The sequence below is a fragment of the Nocardia sp. NPDC051833 genome (assembly GCF_040681225.1).
Classification (GTDB): domain Bacteria; phylum Actinomycetota; class Actinomycetes; order Mycobacteriales; family Mycobacteriaceae; genus Nocardia.
Genome location: NZ_JBFAYK010000002.1, coordinates 462,477 through 482,417 on the forward strand (window position 1 = coordinate 462,477; position 19,941 = coordinate 482,417).

Genomic DNA, 19,941 nt, shown 5'->3' on the forward strand with positions numbered 1-19,941 from the left:
CCGCCGGTGCGTCTCAGAACGGGTACTCCAGGCACAGCTCGCCCGCGAAACCGCGAGCCGCGTGCTCGCGCATGCGCCGCCCGTACACCGGGTCGGCGGCCAGGGCAGTGTAGGTCTCGAACACGCAGTGCACCAAGCCCGCCGCCTCCGCCGCGTAGACGTCGAACCCCGGGTACATCAGGCCGACATAGGGCATGTCGTCCACGTCGAGGGCCAGCACCGGGTACTCCCCCGCCGAATCCGGCTCACCGACCGCCAGCACCCGCCGCGAATCCGAGCCACCGGGCAGCAGGAAGCACTCGGGGAAACGGTCGGCCAGCGGCGCGTAGATCTCCCCCCACGGTGCGCCCAGCTCGTCGTCGACCAGTTCGTCCAGGGTGCGGGGCGCGAAGCCACCGTCGTCCGCGAACCAGCCGTGGCGCTCGAACAGGCCCCGGTCGAAGGCCAGCCATTCCCGCAGGCTCGGCGACAGCGGGCGCCCCGACGGGAACACCGCGCACGCCAGCTCGTCGGCGGACATCGGCCGCGGCGCGCCGTCGACCCACGGCATGTGGCCGACCCACGCGGCGGGCTCGAACATCGACCGGCCGGGATCGGCCCGCACCGCGTCGAGCACCCTCCGGGTCAGGCCGACACCGTGCTGGACCTCTACTGTCATGGCGCGCAACGTAACAGGCCACACCGACAGCCGCGAGCGCACCGGTATCGCGGGCAGCGCAGCCGGAACGGACGCGCGACAGGCCGCGTCGGTGCCGAAATGTGGGCTCCTCCGGGGCGACACTGGGATCCGTGGACACCGACTCCCCGGACAGCACCGCGCCACCGATCGCACGGGCGAGGATGCCCGAGTGGCTCCCGCGGGCGATGGTGCTGGCCCTGGTCCTGTTCGGGCTGTTCCTGCTCGCCGACTGGGCGTTCCGCCGGCTGCTCGGGCTGCTGATCGTGCTGCTGGTCGCGTTCTTCGTCTCGCTGGCGATGGAACCGGCCGTCGGCGTGCTGGCCCGCCGCGGCGTACCGCGCGGACTCGCCACCGCGCTCGTCTTCCTCGGCACCTTCGCCTGCGTGCTGGCCTTCCTCGCGGCGCTGGTGACGCTGCTCGTGGAGACCACGACGAATCTCGCCCACGAATCCCCCCGGCTGCTCGACGAAGGCATCGACCGGTTCAACCGAACCTTCGACCAGCACGTCACCACGCACGACCTCAGCCAGCGCCTGCTGCGCGAGTCCGATCTGATCGAGGGCTACGCCCGCACCGCGGCGGACAACGTCTGGGGCGTGTCGACCACCGTGCTCGGCGGGCTCGTCCAGATCCTCACCATCGCGTTGTTCAGCATCTACCTGACCGCGGGCGGGCCCCGGGTGCGGCGCACCGTGTGCTCGCTGCTGCCGCCGTCGCGTCAGCAGACCTTCCTGCACGCGTGGGATCTCGCGATCGACAAGACCGGTGGCTACCTGTATTCGCGGGTCCTGCTGGCCATCGTCTCGGCGATCGCGCACGGGGTCTTCCTGGCGATCCTCGGCATCCCCAACCCCGTCGCCCTCGGCGTCTGGTTCGGCGTGATCTCCGCGTTCATCCCGACGATCGGCACCTACATCGCCGCGATCCTCCCGGTGCTCGTCGCCTTGACGGTGGATCCCCTCGACGCGGTGTGGGTCATCCTGTTCGCGGTGCTGTACCAGTGGTTCCAGGACTACCTGCTCCAGCCCCGGATCACCGCGCGCACCGTCGACGTCAATGCCGCGATCGCGCTGCTCGCGGTGCTGGCCGGCGGCGCGTTGCTCGGCGCGGTCGGGGCGCTGCTGGCGATCCCGGCCACCGCGACGGTGCAGGCATTCCTGTCCGAATATGTCAAACACTATGCGGTGAGCGAGGATCCGCGCATCGAGCAGACGGCGTCGCGCCGCAAGCGCGCCAAGAGCGCACCGGCCCCGCAGACCGATCAGGACGCGGAGTAGGTCTGATCGCCGCTGATCTACCCGACGGTAGGGGCCACCGGCCGCTATGAATCTTGTACTGTCACAACAGATCAGAAGCTGCCTACCGTCAGCACTGCTCGTCCGGGTGACTGACGCCGTCGAACTCTGCTGAGGAGCCAGGTTCATGACCGAAACCGATACCCCGGTGATCCGGACCGACATCCCCCACTCCGCCCGGATCTGGAACTACTGGATGGGTGGCCAGGACAACTACGAGATCGACCAGATCGCCGGTGACGCCGGACTGGCCGTCGACCCCGACATCTCCACCATGGCCGTGCAGTCGCGCCAGTTCCTGATCCGCGCCGTCGGCTTCCTCGCCCGCGAGCGCGGCATCCGCCAGTTCCTCGACATCGGCACCGGTCTGCCGACCATGCAGAACACCCACGAGGTCGCCCAGGGCATCACCGCCGACGCGCGCATCGTCTACGTCGACAACGACCCGCTGGTGCTGACCCACGCCCGGGCCCTGCTGCGCAGCACCACTCCCGAAGGCGTCACCACCTACATCGACGCCGACTTCCACAACCCCGAGCAGATCGTCGCCGACGCGCGCAACGTCCTCAACTTCAACGAGCCGATCGCGGTGATGTTCATGGGCGTGCTCGGCCATGCCCGGACCTACGACGACCTGCTCCGGATCGTGCGGACCGTGGTCGGCGAGGTGCCTTCGGGCAGTTACCTGATCATGTGGGACGGCTCCGACGACAGCGAGGCCTATGTCACGCTGTGCGAGAACTACACCGGCACCGGCGGCACCCCCTACATTCCCCGGCCGCAGGCGCAGATCCGCGCGGTGTTCGACGGCCTGGAACTGGTCGACCCCGGCTTCGTGTCGATCACCCAGTGGCGCCACGACACCGTCGAGGTGGGCGAGGTGCTGCCGATCTCGGCTTACGGCGCCGTGGCACGCAAACCCTGAACCCCACCGGCCACCACCGGCAGCGCGCCACCACCAGCCGCCCTGCCGGTGGTGACGGGGACCGCTTGTCCGGCGAATGATGTTTCAGTACAGAAACATTCATGTGACATCCGATGGTCGGGGTAGCGAACGGCGAAGAGCGGAAGCAAAGATGAGGAGACCGCCGACTCGCCCCGGGGACCATCTGTGAGTCGAGCGCCACCGATGCCGCGTGTGGAGCGAGATCGCCTATGCCACAAGGGAGCCCGCCGGTGAGCCAAGCATTCTTTCGTGTGACGACCGAGGTCCGCACGCAGACCGAGATCCTGATCCCGGAGCCCGAGGCGGTCGCCGGCTGGGAGGGCGGACAACTCCGCGGCATGGCCGTCGGCGCGGCACTGGCCCGCGCGGTCGAACGTGAGGTCGCGGCCAAGGGCCGGACCGATCTGCGGCCGGTCCGATGGACACTCGACCTGTTCCGCCCGGTCTTCCTGCGCCCCTGCCGCATTCGCGTCACCGTGGTGCGCGACGGCCGCAGGCTCTCGCTCTTCGACGCCGTGCTGATCCAGGACGACCGACCGGTCGCCCGCGCCGGCGCGCTGTACCTGCGGCCCGGGGTCGATCCACAGGGCGTCTGCTGGTCACCCGGCACCATCGCCGATCCCCCGCCCACCGATCGGCTCCCCGAACCCGGCCGGAATCGGGTCTACTTCAGCGAGGACGCGGGCTGGGGACCGGACCCGCGCACCCACCACAATGTGGGCCGCACCGGAATCTGGCACCAGCCCATCGCGGTGGTCGCCGGCGAAGAGCCGACGCCGTTCCAGTTCGTCGCCGGACTGGCCGACGTGACCAATGTGATCGCCAATCTCGGCAGCAACGGCCTCGAATACATCAATGCCGACGCCACACTCACGCTGACCCGCCTGCCGGAGGGCAACGAGGCCGGGTTGCTCTGCCTCGATCGGCTGGCCGAGGACGGCATCGTGATCGGCACGGCCGCGGTCTACGACCGCAAGGGGGTGTTCGGCACCACGACGGTCAGCTCCCTCGCCAACGCACGCGGTGCCGCCGATCTGAGCGTCATCGGGACGCTGGCGCGGGCCGGGGCCGCCGAGGCGGGCTGATCACGGCGCGGCGCGTAGTTCCCGCCTGTAGAGCTTGCCGGAATCGTCGCGCGGGAGCTCGGCCACGACGCGGATCCGCGAGGGCAGCTTGTAAGCCGCCAGCTCCCCGGACAGCGCCGCCGCGACCTCGTCGGGATCGAGATCGTGGCCGGGACGGGCGACGAGGTACAGCGCCAGCGCCTCGCCGAGGTCGTCGCCGGACGGCACGCCGACCGCGGCGGCGTCCTCCACGCCCGGCAGTGTCATGGCCGCATTCTCGATCTCGGCCGGGTAGATGTTCACCCCGCCCCGGATCACCACCTCGCTGGATCGCCCGGTCAGGAACAGGTAGCCGTCGGCGTCGAGATATCCGGTGTCGCCGACCCACAGCAGATCGTTGTGGGTGACCGCCGATCCGGCCCGGTGCAGGTAGTCGAAACGCGGCCAGTAGTCGGCGCCCCGGACGAACACCCGCCCCGGCTGCCCGGCGGGCAGTTCCGCGCCGTCCTCGTCCAGGATCGCGACCGCCGACCCGTCGGCTGGACGCCCCACGCTGCCGGGCCGTGCCAGCCATTCCGCGGCGCCGATCCAGGTGATGGTGCCGGTCTCTGTACTGCCGAAGTACTCGATCACCGCATCGCCGAACCAGTCGATCGCGGCCCGTTTGATCGCGGGCGGGCACGGCGCCGCCGAATGGATCAGGTGGGTGAGGCTGCTGGTGTCGTAGCGCTCGCGCACCTCGGCGGGTAACGACAACAGCCGGGACAGCATCGTCGGCACGATCTTGGCCTGCTGGATGCGATGCCGCTGCACCAGCCGCAGGAATCGTTCGCCGTCCCAGCGCGGCATGATGGTGATGTCGGTGCCCATCCGCAGCGCGAGCACGGCCACCGCGTTCGGCGAGGTGTGATACATCGGCCCGGCCACCAGGATCCGGCCGCCGGGGGTCACCCCCATCCGCTGCGCGATGCCGCCCGCGATGGACAGCAGCTGGTGCGGCGTCATCCGTTCGCGCAGCACGCCCTTCGGGGTGCCGGTGGTGCCGGAGGTGTAGATCAGCCCCATCGAATCGGCCACGGCGCCGTCGAGATAGCCGACCGGCTCGGGGTGGTCGGCGATCCACTCCGCCAGGAGCGGATGCCTGCCCGTCGGCACCGACAGCGCGGGGTCGAGCCCGGCCTCGGACAGTGTCGTCGCCGGCATGGCGATCTCGACGATCCGGGCCGTGCTGCCCGCGCGGTCGCGGGCGTCCTCGACCGTGGCGACGAACTCGGTGTGCGCGAAGATCACGCGCGGGGCGCAGTCGGCGAGCACATGGGCGACCTCGCCCGCCCGCCAGCGGGTATTGATCGGCACCGGGTTCCCGCCCGCCGACGCGATGGCCAGCGACACCTCGAGGAATTCGATGTCGTTGCGGGCCAGCACCGCGACGCGGTCCCCACGGCCGACGCCGACGGCGAGCAGTGCCGCGGCCAGACGGCCCGCCCGGTCGTGCGCGTCGGGCTGGGCACGCACCCGGTCGCCGCAGCGGATGATCGGAGTCGCGGTGTCGGCCATCGCTACCTTCGCCTCGGGAGTCGGTGTCCCTCAGCGTATCCGGACCCCGGAGCGGGGACGGTTCCGCGTGACTCAGGTCGCCAGGTCGATGGCGACGGCGCGCCCGGTGCGGAACCAGTACTCGTGCAGCGCACGGATCTTCGCGCGCGAAGGCAGGCCGCGCAGGTGGAGCGCGCACTCACCGACATCGACCGGGACCACGGTGTCGCACAGCAGCGCGCGGGCGACCTCGAGCTCCGCCGGATCGGAGATCTCCCTGGCCGTGCCGTGGTGGGTGCCGTCGCGCAGTTCCAGGGTGACGCGAGGATCGGCGCGAACATTGCGCAGCCACGCGTTGACCGCCTGCGGCCGGTCGAGGGTGACCTGGGGCGGCATCAGCTGCACCAGATACGCCCGATCACCGGCCCGCATCACCCGCACGCACTTCGGGCGGGGCAGGCCGGTCTTGCGTCCGGTGGTCGTGAGGATGCCGTAGCCACGGGGGACGCGCAGCCGGAACCACGGCAGCATCCCGGCGCTGAGCAGCTTGCCGTCGCGCGGACCGCGGATCAGCCGACCGTGCTTGCCGACTTCCGCCTGCGCCGCCGCCTGACGGGCGCGCTGCTCCGCTGCCTCGTCCATCTGTCCATCATGCGCGCACCGGCCCGGGAGCGTCGCCGCTTCGCCGGTCAGCGCGACGGCGGGTGCGCGCCGGGATCGCGGTGCAGCAGCCACCACGCGACGATGAGATCGTCGGTCCGGCCGAGGTCGAGGCCGGTGAGCTCGGCGAAGCGGGTGAGCCGATTGCGGACGGTATTGCGGTGCAGGTACAGCCGGGCCGCCGTGTCGTCGATGCGCTGGTCGCAGTCGAGGTAGGTCCCGACCGTGCCGAGGATCTCGTCGGCTCCGCCGTGGCGGCGCAGCGGCGCCAGGTGCTTGTCCGCGAGCAGCCGCGCGATGTCCTCGGCCTCCCCGAGCAGCGGGAGCGGCCCCAGCGATCCGAGATCGACCAGGCCGCTCCTGCCATGCCGCATCGCGAGATCGAACGCGCGACGCGCCTCCCGGTAGGACGTCGCGGCGTCACCGAGCGGTACCGCGGATCCCACGGCGACCAGGCTGCCCTCCGGCAGCGTGTCCGGGGTCCGCGGCAGCAGGGCGACCAGGTGCTGATCCACGACCGTGTCCACGACCGGCAGTCGCGTCGTCGAACCGCGTGCCCGCAGGGCGGCGAGCAGCTCCGTGGCCGCGGCCGTGCCGTTCCACGCGGCACAGGCGATCCGGTACCGGTGCGCGAGATCGAGCCGGTGCTCGCGCGCCTCGGCGCGCAGGACCGCCGGGGCGACCGTGCCGTCGACGAGGCTGCGCAGGAAGTCGGCCCGCCGCGCGGCCCCGGTCACCGCCCGTTCCCGCAGCACCCGGTGGATCGCGGTGGCGGACGCGGTCGCCCATTCCCAGGTGAGGTCCTGCATCTCGTCGATCTCGGCGGCGGGCACCCCGTGCGCGGCGGCCCGGCGGCGGATCAGCTCGAAGATCCGGCGCGCGCCGATCTGCAGGCTGTGCGCCACCAGATCCAGCGGGATCTGCTGGTCGGCCCAGGATCTGGCCAGGGTGGTGAGCTCGTCGAACCCCGCCTGCGCGGCGTCGTCCTCGCCCAGTTGCCCGACCACGATGCGCAGCACGGCCCGGGTGTTGGTCTCGATCGAGCCCGCGTCGACCTGGTCGTAGACCGGGATGCTGTCGCGGTAGAGGCGCGTCAGGTCGGCGGCCATCTCGTTGAGTTCCGGATCGACCTCCGCGATCAGCGCGGCCACCCGGGCCGCGGCCTTGCGCCGCCGTGGTCCGAGCTCGAGCGCGGGCATCGGCGGAGTGGTGTGCATACGCACAGTCAACTCGGGTGGCGCGCCTATTTCAACGTCGCTGACCGGGGCTCAGAATGGCATGTGCACAGAGCGCGGCAGTGGGCGGCGCTCGATCACAGGGGAGGCACGCATGGTCGTCGGTGCTCGGTCGGGACCTCGGATGACGCCGGTGCGCTGGTCGCCACCGACGGCGACACGCAGGGCCGCGCAGCGCCGGAGTACGCCGCCGATGCCCGCGATCCGGCGGATCGAGCTCCCCGGCGCGGGCCCCGAAGACGTGGTGATCGGTGCCGACGGCCTCGTCTACACCGGCCTCGCCGACGGCCGGATCCTGCGCGTCGACCTCGCCACCGGAACCGTCGAGACGGTCACGCACACCGGCGGACGTCCGCTGGGCCTGTGCGCGGTCGCCGACGGGACCCTGCTCGTCTGCGACGCCCACCGCGGCCTGCTGCGCTGGACCGGGACCGAACTCGAGGTCCTGGTGGCTGCCGTCGACGACGGCCCGGTGAACATGGCCAGCAATGTCGTGCGGGACCCTCGCGACGGCACCGTCTATTTCACCGCGTCCTCCCGCCGCTGGCCGCTGGACCTGTGGATGGGCGATCTCATGGAGCACTCCGGCACCGGCCGCCTGTTCCGGTACTCCCCCGATGGAACGACCGAGACCCTGCTCGACGGTCTCCAGTACGCCAACGGCGTCGCCTTCACCCCCGACCAGGACGCGCTGATCGTCGCCGAGACGGCGGCCTACCGGCTCAACCGCTACTGGCTGCGCGGCCCGAAGGCCGGAACCCACGAGGTACTGGTCGACAATCTGCCCGGATTCCCCGACAACATCGCCCTCGGTTCCGACGGACTGATCTGGGTCACCCTGGCCTCCCCCCGCAATCCACTGCTCGATCTGCTGCTGCCGACCCCGCCCCTCCTGCGACAACTGTTGTGGCAGGTGCCCGATCGGCTCAAGCCGCGCCCGGTCCGCACCGCCTGGGTGATCGCGGTCGACCCGGACGGGACCATCGTCCACGACCTGCAGCGCGACGGCGCGGACTACGCGATGGTCACCGGCGTCGCCGAGGCGCACGGCACGCTCGTGCTCGGGAGCCTGGACGAAACCGCCCTCGCGATCACCCACCTCCCCGCCTGACCACCGGCGAGATCACCACCCGTTCCCCTTTCCCCGAAAGCAGAGACATGGACTTCGCACCCAGTGCCCGCGCCACCGATCTCGCAGGCCGAGTACGCGGCTTCATCGCCGAGGAGATCGCCCCGATCGAGGCGGACTACCACCGCGCTGTGGCCGCGCTGCGTGAGACCGGCGCCGACCCGTGGGACCCCCTGCCCGTGCTCGCCGACCTGCGCACCAAGGCACGCGCGGCCGGACTGTGGAATCTGTTCCTGCCCGCCGCCCACGCCGGCGAGTACGCCGCCCGCTTCGGCACCGACGGCGGCACCGGCCTCACCAATGTCGACTACGCCCCGATCGCCGAGGAGACCGGGCGCTCGTTCCTGGCGCCGTACGTCTTCAACTGCAACGCACCGGATTCCGGGAACATGGAGGTCCTGCTGCAGTACGGCGACGCCGCGCAGCGGCAGCGATGGCTCGAACCGCTGCTCGACGGCGGCATCCGGTCCGCCTTCGGGATGACCGAACCCGACGTCGCGTCCTCCGACGCCACCAATATGGCCGCCACCGCCGTCCTCGACGGCGAAGACGTCGTCGTGAACGGCCGCAAGTGGTGGACCACCGGCATCGGCCATCGCGACTGCGCGCTCATCATCTTCATGGGCCTGACCTACCCCGACGCCGAGAAGCATCGCAGGCACACGATGGTGCTGGTCCCGGTCGACACTCCCGGGGTGCGGATCGAGCGGATGCTGCCCGCGATGGGCCGCTACGACGAGCCGTTCGGCCACGGTGAGGTGTCGTTCACCGACGTGCGCGTGCCCGCCGCGAACATCGTGCTCGGCCCCGGTCGCGCCTTCGAGATCGCCCAGGGCCGTTTGGGTCCCGGCCGCGTCCACCACTGTATGCGGCTGATCGGACTGGCCGAGGCCGCGCTCGCCGCGGCCTGCGAGCGGGCGACGACCCGCACCGCGTTCGGCAAGCCGCTGGCCCGGCTCGGCGGCAACCGGGAACGGATCGCGCAGGCGCGCATCGCGATCGACGCCGCGCGCCTGCTCGTCCTCAACGCGGCCTGGAAGCTCGACACCGTCGGCGCGTTCGGCGCGCTCAGCGAGATCAGCCAGATCAAAGCGCACGTGCCGTCGATGGCGCAGCACGTCATCGACTTCGCCATGCAGATCCACGGCGGCGCCGGGCTGTCCGACGATGTACCGCTGTCGGCCGCCTGGACGACCGCGCGGGCGATCCGGCTGGCCGACGGTCCCGACGAGGTACATCTGGACATGGTCGGGCGGCTCGAGCTCGCCAAGTACGGGCAGGGGCGCTGACGTGGCACGGGTGCTGATCACCGGCGGCGCGTCCGGCCTGGGCGCCGCGCTGGCCCGACTCTTCGCCGCCCGCGGTGACCGGGTGGTGGTCACCGATCTCGCCGACGACGCCCCGGTCCCCGCGGGCGCCTCGTACCTGCGCCTGGACATCACCTCCGAGCAGGACTGGGACCGCGCCCGCGACACCGTGCGCTCCACCCTGGGCGGCCTCGACATCCTGATCAACAACGCGGGCATCGCGGCGGGCGGGCGCATCGACCGGGTGCCCGCCGAGGAGTGGGCCCGGGTCATGTCGGTCAATGTGCTCGGTGCCGCGACCGGGTGCCGGACCTTCACCCCGATGTTCCAGGCGCAAGGCAGCGGTCACCTGGTCAATGTCGCCTCGATGGCCGGTCTCGTGCACCCACCGGCGATGGCGCCCTATTCCGCCGCCAAGGCCGCGGTCGTCGCCCTCAGCGAGAGCCTGCGCTACGAGCTGGCGCCGCACGGCATCACCGTCTCGGTGGTGTGCCCGTCGTTCTTCCGCACCGACCTGGCGTCGTCGCTGAGCGACGCCGACCCGCTGATGTCCGAGATCGCCCGCCGCCTGATCGACGGCGCGACCGCCGACGCCGATGCCATCGCCACCACCGCACTCGCCGGCATCGACGCCGGCCGCTTCCTCGTCCTGACCGACCGGTCCGGCCGCGTGGCCTTCTGGACGAAACGCCTGCTGCGCCCGCTCTACGACCGGCAGCTGACCACGATGGGCCGTCGCATCACGGCGGCCGAGAACAAGGAGACTTCCCGATGAGCACCGGCACCATCGTCATCACCGGCGCCAGCGCCGGGCTCGGCGCCGAGATGGCGCGGCAATTCGCCGCGCGCGGTTACGATCTCGGCCTCTGCGCCCGCCGCGTGGACCGCCTCGACGACCTGCGCGACGAACTCGTCGCCGCCCATCCCGGCATCGTGGTCCACACCGCCGCCCTCGATGTCACCGACGACGCCGCCGTGCAGACGGTGTTCGAGAAGTTCCGGGCCGAGTTCGGTGCACTCGACCGGGTCGTCGTCAACGCGGGCCTCGGCCACGGCGCCGCCCTGGGCACCGGCGGGCACGCGGCCAACCGGCGGACCGCGCTCACCAATTTCGTGGGCGCGCTCTCCCAGAGCGAGCACGCGCTGGCGGCGTTCCGGGCGCAGGGTCGCGGTCACCTGGTCCTCATCTCGTCGTTCTCCGCGCTGCGCGGCATGCGCCGGTCGATGACGGTCTACGCCGCGAGCAAGGCCGGTGTCGCCGCCCTCGCCGAAGGCCTGCGCTCGGAACGCATTCCCGGCGTGGACATCTCGCTGATCTGCCCCGGCTACATCCGATCGGAGATGACCGACCGCAAGGAGGGCCGCACCACCTTCATGGTCGACACCGAACCCGGCGTCGCCGCGATGGTGCGGGCGATCGAGGCGCGCAAATCCGTCGCCTACGTCCCGGCGTGGCCGTGGGTTCCCCTGTCGGTCGTGGTGAAGCGGCTGCCGGTGTCGCTGCTACGGCGGCTGACATGACCCGGTCCCCCACCCGTTCCGACGCCCGCGCCGTGCGTGCCGAGGACGCCTTCGATGTCGCCGCCCTGGCGGCGTGGCTGCGCACCGAGACCGGCGCAACCCTCACCGGGCTCCCGCAGGTACGTCAATTCTCCGGTGGCGCTTCCAATCTCACCTATCTCGTGCAGTACCCCGAGCGGGAGCTGATCCTGCGCAGGCCGCCCGGCGGGCACCGCGCCGACGGCGCGCACGACATGGCGCGCGAGTACCGCGTGCAAACCGCCCTCGGCCCGGTGTTCGACTACGCGCCGCCGACGGTGGCGCTGTGCGAGGACGACAGCGTGCTCGGCTCGCCGTTCTACCTGATGGAACGGCTCGACGGCCTCATCCCGCGCAAGGAGCTCCCGCCCGAACCCGCCTGGACGGCGCCGCGGGTGCGCGCACTGTGCACCAATGTGCTCGACGTCCTGGTCGACCTGCACGCCATCGATCCGACCGCCGCGGGCCTGGACTGGATGTCCAAGGGCCCCGGCTATGTCACCCGGCAGGTGTCCGGCTGGTCGGACCGCTATCGCCGAGCCCGCACCCGCAACGTCGGTTCGTTCGAGTCGGTCATGTCGTGGCTGGCCGCCCACCAGCCACCCGATCGCGCGACAGCCCTGATCCACAACGACTTCCGCTTCGACAACATCGTGCTCGACCCAGCCGAGCCCACCCGGCCGATCGGGTTGCTCGACTGGGAGATGGCCACCATCGGCGACCCGTTGATGGACCTCGGCAGCGCCCTGGCCTACTGGGTCCAGGCCGACGACAACCTCGCCTTCAAGTTCTTCCGGCGCCAGCCCACCCACACCCGCGGCATGCTCACCCGCGACGAGGTGGTCGAATACTACTGTCGCCGGACCGGAATCGGGCTCACGGATCGCGAATGGGCCTTCTACGAGGTCTTCGGGCTGTTCCGCCTGGCGGTGATCTGCCAGCAGATCTACTACCGCTACTACCACCGCCAGACCACCAACCCGGCCTTCCGCTCCTTCGGTCTCGCCGTCCGGCTGCTGGAATGGCGCTGCCGCGCGGTCATCCGCCGTACCAGGTGAGTTGCCGCCGCACAGCCCGGCGTTCTTCTCGAACACCGGGCTGACCAGGGAGACGCCCAGCGGCTGGCCGGGGCCCACCGGAGCTAGTTCCTGAAGGCGTCTTTGATTTTCGCGGCGGACTGCTTCAGGTTGCCCTTGGCTTGTTCGATCCGACCTTCGGCCTCGAGGCTTCGATTTCCAGTGGCTCGACCGAACACCTTCTTGATCCGGCCCCTGTTGGCCTCGACCGAATTCGCGATCTTCTTGCGCATACTCATGGCGGTTCCTCGCTGTGTGAGAACCAAGTCAACGCCGCGCTCTCCCCGGTGTCAACGATGCTGCGCCAGGGAACACGTGAAGTCTCGACGGACGAGGATGCTGCCGCGGGATGCCCCGGCGTACGATCAGCGAACACACTGAGGCGGGGTAGTCCAACGAGGTGATGTCGCATGGTCGAGACGGATGTGCTGGTCGTCGGTGCCGGGCCGGTGGGCACGGCCGCCGCTGTCGAACTGGTCCGGCGCGGGGTGCGCTGCCGGGTCGTCGACACGCAGGCCCACCCACCCAGATACGCCAAAGCGGTCGGCATCCAGCCGCGCACGCTGGAGCTGTTCGAGCAGATGGGCGTTCTCCGCGACGTCCTCGACGCCGCGATCCTGATTCGCGGCCAGCTCGTCTTCGTCAACGGCGTCGAGTCGGGGCGGCTCGACCTGGCGCTGCCTCCCGAGGTGCCGTTCGCCTTCGTCGGGCTGCCCCAGTACGAGACCGAGCGAATTCTCTGGCAGCGGCTGGCCGCGCTGGGCACGCACGTGGAACGCGGGGTGACGCTGACCGGGTTCACCCAGGACGACGACGGCGTCGACGCCGTGCTGGCCGGACCCGACGGTGAGCACACGGTGCGGACGCGATACCTCGTCGGCTGCGACGGCGCGCACAGCATCGTCCGCAAGACCCTCGGTCTCACCTTCGAGGGCGCGGCGTTCACGGAGCAGTACATGCTCGGCGATGTCGAACTGGACTGGTCGCAACCGCGCGGCTACGGCGTCCGGGCGATGCACCAGACCGACGGCGTCACCGACGACGTCCTGGTGTGCATCCCGCTGCCCGGCCGCCACCGCTACCGCGTCTCGATGCGGGTGCCCCCGGAACTCGAGATCGGCGCGGGCGCCGACGGTGTCGCGCACGGCTTCGGCAGTGGTCCGGCACCCGAATTGGCCGATATCCAGGCGGTACTGGACCGGTTGTCGCCCGAGCCGGTGCGCGCGTCGCACCTGCGCTGGTCCTCGGTGTTCCGGATCAGTCACCGCATCGTCGACTCCTACGGTCGCGGACGGGTTTTCGTCGCGGGCGACGCCGCCCACATCCATCCGCCCACGGGCGCGCAGGGTATGAACACCGGCATCCAGGACTTGCACAACCTGGCCTGGAAACTGGCGCTGGCGGTCGCGGATCTGGCCGCGCCGCAGCTGCTGGCCAGCTACGACGCCGAGCGCAGGCCGGTGGGCGAAGAGGTCGTCGGCCGCACCGTGCGCCATGCCAGGGACGGCATCGGCGCGGGCGACCCCGACCCGGAGCACGTACTGCTGCGCGAAGCCCAGCTGCTCATCGACTACCGCGACAGTCCCATCGTCTTCGATTCCCCGGTCGGCGCACCGGCGCCGACGGCGGGCAGCCGCGCCCCGGACGCGACCGGGCTGACCCGCGACGCGGTGGCCTCGCCGTTCCGGTTGTTCCCCTTGCTCACCGGCCCGGACCACACCGTGCTCTGCTACGTGGACAGCACCGCCGACGCCGCGATGCTCGACGAGATCGAGAGCCGTGTCGACCTGCTCCGGGAACTGGCCGACGACCGGCTCGACGCCTATCTCGTCGCCGCGCCGGGCGCGGCCGTGGCGGCGGCCGTGCTGCCGGTGATCCATGATCGCGACGGTGACTTCGCCCGGCAGTACCACGCCGGACCCGGCGCGGTGTACGTCGTCCGGCCCGACGGCTATCTCGGATACGCGGCCTGCCCGGCGTCCGCGCACGACCTCACCCGCTACTTCGGCGCGATCTTCGCCCCCGTGCCGGAGGGTGTCGCCGGGACCGCCTGAGCGTGGGTCAGTGCTCCCCGTCCTCGACCCGGCGGCGCAGCAGACAGAACTCGTTGCCCTCCGGGTCGGCCAGGACGTGCCACGATTCGGCGCCGGTTTGCCCGATCTCGACCGGTCGGGCCCCGGCGGCGAGCAGCCGCCGCAGTTCCGCGTCCTGATCGCGGTCGGTGGGATTCACGTCCAGGTGCAAGCGCAGCTTCTCGCGCTTCGGTTCCGTGCTGCGGCTGAACAGCAGGGTGGGCTGCGGGCCGCCGAACGCCGTTCCGGGCGGGCCGATCTGGATGTCGCCCTGGTCCCGGTCGAGTTCGACGTAGCCGAGGATCTCGCACCAGAAGTCCGCCAGCCGTTGCGGATCGGCGCAGTCGAGGACGAGTTCGGTGATCCGGCAGGCCATGCCAGCGACCCTACGCGCGAGCGGCAGCCACGGCCGGGGACGACACCCTCTGCCCGGCCCGCGGGGCGATAAGCTGACGCGTGATGGCGACAGGAAGGCGACGATGACCCCCAGGGCCGAGGACCCGCGACCCACCGCGCCGGTGTCCAAGCGCAAAGCGGCGTCGGCCGGACGCGCGGCACGCAGGCTCGGGGTCGAGGACTGGACGAACGCGGCGCTGCGGGTCCTGCTGCGCGATGGGGTCGCCGGCATCACGATCGCCAAGTTGTGCGATGAGCTCGGGGTGACCAAGGGCAGTTTCTACTGGCATTTCGACGGTATCGATCAGCTGTTGCAGACCACGGCCCAGTTCTGGTGCGCCGATCAGAACGATGCCGCGCGCGGCTTCCAGGGCCTCGAGGAACTGCCGCCCCGCGAGCGGCTGGCCCGCATGGGCGAACTGCTCACCGCGGAGCGGGTGTGGCAGATCGAGCTCGCGGTGCGGGACTGGGCGCGCACCAACGCCGAGGTGGCCGCGGCCGTCAAGGCGCTCGATCAGCGGATCTTCCACGCGCTGTCCGACACGCTCGTCGAGATGGGCTTCGCCGCCGATCAGGCCGAGATGCGGGCGGGCCTGATGTGTTTCGCCGGGATCGGCTTCGTCCACGGCAACCAGAATCTCCCGGTGCCGACCGAGGATCAGCGCCGGGAGTTCTTCCGGTTCATCACCAGCACGGAGTCCGCGGACTGACCGCTGGTCAGGTCAGCGCGACCAGTTCGTGCAGGGTCGTCCCGGTGCGGTGCTCGGTGCCCGCGCCGGTGCGCACGGCCAGCGTGAAGGTGGACTCGAACCGGAAATAGCCCGGATGCCCCACCAGCCGGTGCACGAGCGGTTTGATCAGCCGGGACCGGGCCACCGGGACATCGTCGAGCAGGTCGTGGGCGTGGATGACGCGCACGACGTCCAGGCGCAGCTCGAGGCTGCCGGGCACGGTCAGTTCCACCCATTCGGGGTAGGTCCGTCCGGCGGTGGCGTCGAAGCGCGCGGGTCCCTCGGCGAGGACGGTCTCGCCGGTGGACAGCACGATCTGCTCGTGGTGGGCCAGCATCAGCGGGCTGATCTCGTGCCCGCCCCGGCGCTGCTGGGTCAGGACGGAGGCGAACAGCAGGGAGTAGTCCTCGACGTAGAGCCGTCCCCAGTGCCAGCGCTCGATGATCTTCTTCATGTCGCCGACGCCCCAGTTGTGGTCGTGGTACCCACGCCCGGTGACCTCGTGACGCACGCCGTCGAGTTCGATCGCGCCGGTCACCCTGGCCCGGGGCGCGCCCACCATCCAGCCGAAGGAATCCCTGGTGCCGAAACGGGTTTCGCCCTTGCCGGGCATCCAGCTGGGCACTTCGTTGTGGAAGCGCAGGTCGAAGACGATGCCGTCCTCGGCCATCCAGAGGTGATGGACCGGCAGGCCGTCGGATCCGGTTTCGGTGCGGGCGGTGTTGTGGCCGACGCGGACATCGCACGCTTCGGCCGAGAACGACGTGTCGGCGCGGGGATAGCGCCGCGACACCTGACGGCGGGTGCCGTCGGGCGCGTAGACCATCATCTCGACCCACGGCCGCGCGGTGGGCAGATCCTCGGGCCTGCGCTTGGTGAGAAAGCCGATCACCACGTGCCCGGTGTCGAGGTGGGCGTCGAAATACCAGTGCTCGAAGGCGAGCCTGCTCGGCGAGGGATGGAGTCCGTTGTGCCGTGGCTCGACCGCTGTCAGGACACCGTCGCGGCGTCCCGGTCCGTTCCACACTTCGACGATGTCGCTTGTCATAGCTGCTTCCGGTAAGTTCATCGGCGCAGGGCGCCGCTGGCGTCGAAGGCCGCTTCCCGGCCCTGCATCTGGGCGCGATACCAGTTCTCGCGATGCCACAGCATCACCTTCTCGTGCACCCGCGCGAACGGCGGGCAGACTCGGCGGGCGACCTCCATGGCGGTGATCAGCGGGAACCGGACGATCGGCACGACGATCCACGGGAACGCGGGCGGCATCGTGTAGCGCCGGCGGGTACCGGGCGCCATGTACATCGCGGAGTACACGGAATTGATGCGGTAGTTGTACTTCTCGCGCAGCCGGGTCAGGCCACGGTGACCGTCGCGGGGCGCGAAGGCCGCCGGGTAGGACTCGATCAGTTCCGTGCCGTGCTGTCCCGCGTCGTAGGAGCGCGACACGATCGTCATGGCCAGCACCCGCAGCGCGTCCAGGACGGTCTCCGGGTACCAGCGCAACCGCACGCCGAGCAGGTGCCCCAGGTACTTCTGGAAGTGCAGCAGCGCACGGATTTCCGACGGCGTGGTCTGGTAACCCAGTACCCAGAGTCCCAGGCCGGGCGTCACACTGCCGCCGAGCAGCGTCAGCATCTGGTAGGTCTGGCTGATCGGCAGACCCCACCGTTCGATATCCCATTCGGGGTGACCGGCGACCTTCGCCCGCACCGAGACGTGCATGACCCGTACCTTCAGCGCGGTGGCGCGACCGGCCGAGCCCGGGGTGAGCAACGCGTCGGGGGCCGAGACGTCCATCCAGAAGCGGGTGGTCTCCAGGAACCGGCGCAGGGCGCTGTCCCCGGCGTAGCCGCCGGCGAGCGACAGCGGGGTCGCGACCGCCGCCTCGGTGTACATCTCGAGTGTCTCGGCGCCGGCGAAACTGAACAGCATGGTGCCCCAGCGCCGCCAGATGGCCGCACCCTGTTCCACCAGCTCCGGCACCACCCACTCGGGCACGGTCTCGAACTCGGCGAACAGCGCGCGCATGGATTCGGGAGCGTCGGGCACCGCGTCGATGCCCTCGGCCAGCGCGCGGTCCAGCAGCCGGCGTCCGGCCTTCGCGCCGATCGCACCGTGGCTCACCTCGGCGACGAACCGCTCGGCCACCGGGTCGCCGGTGAACAGGTCCGCGCACAGCGCCACGGCTTGTTCGTCACTGGGAAACAACCGCTGCCGGGTCACGGTGGCGAACAGGCGCTCGATCCGGCGCACCCGCGCGGTACCGCGTGCCTCCCAGTAGCGGAAGGCGGTGGGGCACTGCACCGGTGGCCGCTCGACCGCCGACCGGGGTGGGTCGGATCGGACCTGACTGTCGACGAATTCGGCCAATGCCGTGCTCCTGACGTGAAATTCGCTCCCCGGCTGTCGCGATAAGCAGACCATACTACGGAGAACACATATCCGTACCTGAAAGTATGGACGCGGGCGTCAGGGCACGATGCGGTACTTCAGCATCATGTCGTGATCCTCGTGATCGAGCAGGTGACAGTGCCACACGTAGCCCTGCAGATCGTCATGCGAGTGGCCCCCGTGGTCGGCGGTGCGGTGCGTGCCGTGGGAATCCGTGGCGTCGAGTTCGGTCGCGTTCCGGCGGGGGAAGGTCGCGTCGGGGTCGAAGCCGAGTTCGGCCGCGGTGGGGAATCGGACGATGATGCTGGTGACGGTGCCGCCGTCGACCCGCACGATGTCCTTCCAGCCGGCTTCCCACGGCTGCGGCGGCACCATCGGACCGGCCAGGAATCCCTCGGCCGAGGGCGCCCACTTCTGCCCGATCGGCGGCTGCGGATGCGCCAGCTGGTAGTCGACCGTGCGCAGCGGCGTCCGGCCGAGAATCCGGAAGGTGACCAGGTGGAGGTGGATCGGGTGCGGGTCGGGTGTGATGTTGATGATGTTCCACTGCTCGACGGTGCCCTGTCGCGGCCGCTCGATGTCCGAGCTGGCGAAAGTGAGATTGTTCAGCGACATGATCGCGGGCGGCACCCGCAGCTCGTAGGGCTGACTCACCGTCACCTGACGGACCACCGTCGGGGTCGCGAGCGCCGGGAGCACCGCGGGACGAGATCCCCCGCCGCGCAACCGCTCCGGCACGCCACCAACGAACCCGGGCCGATCCTGTACCCGGAACTGGCAGAACACCGGCATCGCGACTTCGCCGAGGACCGCCGCCTGGAAGACCGGGGCCTCGTCGTTGCACAACTCGACGGTCTCCCCTGGCGCCAGTCCGGCGAAATCGACCAGCACGTCCACCCGTTCCCCCGGCGCCAGCCGCAGCTCGTGTACCGGGACCGGCGCGTCCAGCAGTCCGTGCTCGGTGCCGATCACCCAGAACCGCATCCGGTTGCCGAAGAACAGATTCCACACACTGAACGAGGCCGCGTTGAGCATCCGGAAGCGGTAGAGACCGCGCGCGACCGGTAGGTAGGGCCAGATCTTGCCGTTGACCACCCCGACGTCCCCGACCGCCCCGCCTTCCCATCGTCCTTGGGGAACGACCGGCGTCGAGCGCACCGATTGCCGTCCGTCGGCAGTGAACAGCTTCTCCTGCAAGACGAGGGGCACTTCGAACTCCCCGGCGGGCAGACCCAGCGGGTTGCCGGGCGCACCCGTATCGACGTCGTCGCGGAGCAGCAGCATTCCGGCGAGTCCGGCGTAGACGTTCACGCGGGTGATCCCCATCGCGTGGTCGTGATACCAGAGGTGGCCCGCGTCCTGCGCCAGCGGGAAGTCGTGGTCGAGATCGCCGCCGGGATAGACGAGTTGTTCCGGATGCCCGTCGCTGTCCGGCGGCGTCACTCCGCCGTGCAGGTGCAGCGAGGACGGCGGCGCGGACCGGAAGCTCTCGGCGACACCGTGCAGGGTGGTGTCCATGTCGGCGGCCAGCGGATGGGCGCTCATCCGGTTCGCGAAACGCAGGCGCAGCGGCGTGCCCGCCCGATGCTCGACGGTCGGCCCCAAGTAGGTCGACCCGTTGTAGCCCAGCGCCGGCGATTCCGGCAGATCGCGATGGAAGCGATGGGAGGTCGTCGCCGCGACCAGATCGAGCCGGTCGCCGCGCACCACCGGCAATCGGGGCAGCTCGTCCACGAACGGTTCGACCTTCGGGGAAGGGAACAGCAGCGGACTGCGCGCCCGCGGCGGCACCGCGGCGGCCGACGTCTCGAGCAGCGCCGCGCCGAGCAGACCAGCCCCGGCGGCACGCAGAAACCCACGACGTTCGATCGGATATCCCATGGCC

19 protein-coding genes are annotated in these 19,941 nt (G+C 70.5%); 10 read left to right on the plus strand and 9 right to left on the minus strand.

Annotated features, from left to right (window positions below; all coding sequences use genetic code 11):
* Positions 1 to 13 precede the first annotated feature (13 nt).
* A complete protein-coding gene (locus AB0L91_RS20145) occupies positions 14 to 658 on the minus strand; it encodes a hypothetical protein (RefSeq protein ID WP_365011968.1) in 645 nt (214 codons plus the stop codon).
* A 131-nt stretch (positions 659 to 789) separates the two neighbouring features.
* Here AB0L91_RS20145 and AB0L91_RS20150 point away from each other — a divergent pair, with 131 nt between their 5' ends.
* From AB0L91_RS20150 to AB0L91_RS20160, 3 genes are all read left to right on the plus strand, one after another.
* Positions 790 to 1,956: an AI-2E family transporter gene (locus AB0L91_RS20150; protein WP_365011969.1), complete on the plus strand. Its 1,167-nt coding sequence runs from the start codon at positions 790 to 792 to the stop codon at positions 1,954 to 1,956.
* Positions 1,957 to 2,101: 145 nt separating this feature from the next.
* Positions 2,102 to 2,899: an SAM-dependent methyltransferase gene (locus tag AB0L91_RS20155; RefSeq protein WP_365011970.1), complete on the plus strand. Its 798-nt coding sequence runs from the start codon at positions 2,102 to 2,104 to the stop codon at positions 2,897 to 2,899.
* Positions 2,900 to 3,150: 251 nt separating this feature from the next.
* A complete protein-coding gene (locus AB0L91_RS20160; protein WP_365011972.1) occupies positions 3,151 to 4,005 on the plus strand; it encodes an acyl-CoA thioesterase domain-containing protein in 855 nt (284 codons plus the stop codon).
* Here the strand turns inward: AB0L91_RS20160 and AB0L91_RS20165 are convergent, their stop codons facing one another.
* The 3 genes from AB0L91_RS20165 to AB0L91_RS20175 all read right to left on the minus strand — a co-directional run bounded on the left by AB0L91_RS20165 (position 4,006) and on the right by AB0L91_RS20175 (position 7,397).
* Entirely contained in the window at positions 4,006 to 5,541 is a 1,536-nt protein-coding gene (locus AB0L91_RS20165) for an AMP-binding protein (RefSeq protein ID WP_365011974.1), read from the minus strand. It lies immediately after the preceding gene.
* Between the two features lie 72 nt (positions 5,542 to 5,613).
* Positions 5,614 to 6,162, minus strand: a complete 549-nt coding sequence (locus AB0L91_RS20170) for a nitroreductase family deazaflavin-dependent oxidoreductase (RefSeq protein WP_365011976.1) — start codon at positions 6,160 to 6,162, stop codon at positions 5,614 to 5,616.
* 47 nt (positions 6,163 to 6,209) lie between these two features.
* The gene (locus AB0L91_RS20175) at positions 6,210 to 7,397 is read right to left on the minus strand and encodes a helix-turn-helix domain-containing protein (RefSeq protein WP_365011977.1); all 1,188 of its coding nucleotides are present in this window, start codon (positions 7,395 to 7,397) and stop codon (positions 6,210 to 6,212) included.
* A 211-nt stretch (positions 7,398 to 7,608) separates the two neighbouring features.
* Between AB0L91_RS20175 and AB0L91_RS20180 the strand changes: the two genes are divergently transcribed.
* The 5 genes from AB0L91_RS20180 to AB0L91_RS20200 are packed head-to-tail and all read left to right on the plus strand — an operon-like array spanning position 7,609 to position 12,448.
* Positions 7,609 to 8,526 carry an SMP-30/gluconolactonase/LRE family protein gene (locus AB0L91_RS20180; protein WP_365011978.1) on the plus strand — a complete coding sequence of 306 codons (918 nt, stop codon included), beginning with the start codon at positions 7,609 to 7,611 and terminating at the stop codon, positions 8,524 to 8,526.
* Between the two features lie 47 nt (positions 8,527 to 8,573).
* Entirely contained in the window at positions 8,574 to 9,833 is a 1,260-nt protein-coding gene (locus AB0L91_RS20185) for an acyl-CoA dehydrogenase family protein (protein ID WP_365011979.1), read from the plus strand.
* Between the two features lies 1 nt (position 9,834).
* Positions 9,835 to 10,626, plus strand: a complete 792-nt coding sequence (locus AB0L91_RS20190; RefSeq protein WP_365011981.1) for an SDR family NAD(P)-dependent oxidoreductase — start codon at positions 9,835 to 9,837, stop codon at positions 10,624 to 10,626.
* Positions 10,623 to 11,372, plus strand: a complete 750-nt coding sequence (locus tag AB0L91_RS20195) for an SDR family oxidoreductase (protein ID WP_365011982.1) — start codon at positions 10,623 to 10,625, stop codon at positions 11,370 to 11,372. Before AB0L91_RS20190 ends, AB0L91_RS20195 begins: the two co-directional genes overlap by 4 nt.
* Positions 11,369 to 12,448: a phosphotransferase family protein gene (locus AB0L91_RS20200; RefSeq protein WP_365011983.1), complete on the plus strand. Its 1,080-nt coding sequence runs from the start codon at positions 11,369 to 11,371 to the stop codon at positions 12,446 to 12,448. Before AB0L91_RS20195 ends, AB0L91_RS20200 begins: the two co-directional genes overlap by 4 nt.
* Positions 12,449 to 12,531: 83 nt before the next feature.
* On the opposite strand, the gene AB0L91_RS20205 is transcribed toward AB0L91_RS20200, so the two are convergent.
* On the minus strand, positions 12,532 to 12,699 hold the full coding sequence (locus AB0L91_RS20205) for a CsbD family protein (RefSeq protein WP_357347548.1): 168 nt from the start codon (positions 12,697 to 12,699) through the stop codon (positions 12,532 to 12,534).
* Between the two features lie 177 nt (positions 12,700 to 12,876).
* Between AB0L91_RS20205 and AB0L91_RS20210 the strand changes: the two genes are divergently transcribed.
* Positions 12,877 to 14,520 (plus strand): FAD-dependent monooxygenase, encoded by a 1,644-nt coding sequence (locus AB0L91_RS20210; protein WP_365011985.1) that lies wholly within the window; start codon positions 12,877 to 12,879, stop codon positions 14,518 to 14,520.
* A gap of 7 nt (positions 14,521 to 14,527) precedes the next feature.
* On the opposite strand, the gene AB0L91_RS20215 is transcribed toward AB0L91_RS20210, so the two are convergent.
* Positions 14,528 to 14,914, minus strand: coding sequence for a VOC family protein (locus tag AB0L91_RS20215; protein WP_365011986.1), 387 nt, complete (start codon positions 14,912 to 14,914; stop codon positions 14,528 to 14,530).
* A gap of 103 nt (positions 14,915 to 15,017) precedes the next feature.
* On the opposite strand from AB0L91_RS20215, the gene AB0L91_RS20220 reads away from it, so the two are divergent.
* Positions 15,018 to 15,644 carry a TetR/AcrR family transcriptional regulator gene (locus AB0L91_RS20220; protein WP_357346861.1) on the plus strand — a complete coding sequence of 209 codons (627 nt, stop codon included), beginning with the start codon at positions 15,018 to 15,020 and terminating at the stop codon, positions 15,642 to 15,644.
* A gap of 7 nt (positions 15,645 to 15,651) precedes the next feature.
* On the opposite strand, the gene AB0L91_RS20225 is transcribed toward AB0L91_RS20220, so the two are convergent.
* The 3 genes from AB0L91_RS20225 to AB0L91_RS20235 all read right to left on the minus strand — a co-directional run bounded on the left by AB0L91_RS20225 (position 15,652) and on the right by AB0L91_RS20235 (position 19,937).
* Positions 15,652 to 16,713, minus strand: coding sequence for a lipocalin-like domain-containing protein (locus AB0L91_RS20225; protein WP_365011988.1), 1,062 nt, complete (start codon positions 16,711 to 16,713; stop codon positions 15,652 to 15,654).
* Between the two features lie 17 nt (positions 16,714 to 16,730).
* Positions 16,731 to 17,969: an oxygenase MpaB family protein gene (locus tag AB0L91_RS20230; protein ID WP_365013646.1), complete on the minus strand. Its 1,239-nt coding sequence runs from the start codon at positions 17,967 to 17,969 to the stop codon at positions 16,731 to 16,733.
* 165 nt (positions 17,970 to 18,134) lie between these two features.
* Positions 18,135 to 19,937 (minus strand): multicopper oxidase domain-containing protein, encoded by a 1,803-nt coding sequence (locus AB0L91_RS20235; protein ID WP_365011990.1) that lies wholly within the window; start codon positions 19,935 to 19,937, stop codon positions 18,135 to 18,137.
* Positions 19,938 to 19,941: the final 4 nt, after the last annotated feature.

Excerpts from the sequence above, each read along its gene's own strand:
- AB0L91_RS20210 (WP_365011985.1), top strand. The coding sequence starts at position 12,877 with ATGGTCGAGACGGATGTGCTGGTCGTCGGTGCCGGGCCGGTGGGCACG.
- AB0L91_RS20180 (WP_365011978.1), top strand. The coding sequence starts at position 7,609 with ATGCCCGCGATCCGGCGGATCGAGCTCCCCGGCGCGGGCCCCGAAGAC.
- AB0L91_RS20165 (WP_365011974.1), bottom strand. The coding sequence starts at position 5,541 with ATGGCCGACACCGCGACTCCGATCATCCGCTGCGGCGACCGGGTGCGT.
- AB0L91_RS20225 (WP_365011988.1), bottom strand. The coding sequence starts at position 16,713 with ATGACAAGCGACATCGTCGAAGTGTGGAACGGACCGGGACGCCGCGAC.
- AB0L91_RS20155 (WP_365011970.1), top strand. The coding sequence starts at position 2,102 with ATGACCGAAACCGATACCCCGGTGATCCGGACCGACATCCCCCACTCC.
- AB0L91_RS20185 (WP_365011979.1), top strand. The coding sequence starts at position 8,574 with ATGGACTTCGCACCCAGTGCCCGCGCCACCGATCTCGCAGGCCGAGTA.
- AB0L91_RS20170 (WP_365011976.1), bottom strand. The coding sequence starts at position 6,162 with ATGGACGAGGCAGCGGAGCAGCGCGCCCGTCAGGCGGCGGCGCAGGCG.
- AB0L91_RS20175 (WP_365011977.1), bottom strand. The coding sequence starts at position 7,397 with ATGCACACCACTCCGCCGATGCCCGCGCTCGAGCTCGGACCACGGCGG.
- AB0L91_RS20215 (WP_365011986.1), bottom strand. The coding sequence starts at position 14,914 with ATGGCCTGCCGGATCACCGAACTCGTCCTCGACTGCGCCGATCCGCAA.
- AB0L91_RS20205 (WP_357347548.1), bottom strand. The coding sequence starts at position 12,699 with ATGCGCAAGAAGATCGCGAATTCGGTCGAGGCCAACAGGGGCCGGATC.
- AB0L91_RS20220 (WP_357346861.1), top strand. The coding sequence starts at position 15,018 with ATGACCCCCAGGGCCGAGGACCCGCGACCCACCGCGCCGGTGTCCAAG.
- AB0L91_RS20195 (WP_365011982.1), top strand. The coding sequence starts at position 10,623 with ATGAGCACCGGCACCATCGTCATCACCGGCGCCAGCGCCGGGCTCGGC.
- AB0L91_RS20235 (WP_365011990.1), bottom strand. The coding sequence starts at position 19,937 with ATGGGATATCCGATCGAACGTCGTGGGTTTCTGCGTGCCGCCGGGGCT.
- AB0L91_RS20145 (WP_365011968.1), bottom strand. The coding sequence starts at position 658 with ATGACAGTAGAGGTCCAGCACGGTGTCGGCCTGACCCGGAGGGTGCTC.
- AB0L91_RS20200 (WP_365011983.1), top strand. The coding sequence starts at position 11,369 with ATGACCCGGTCCCCCACCCGTTCCGACGCCCGCGCCGTGCGTGCCGAG.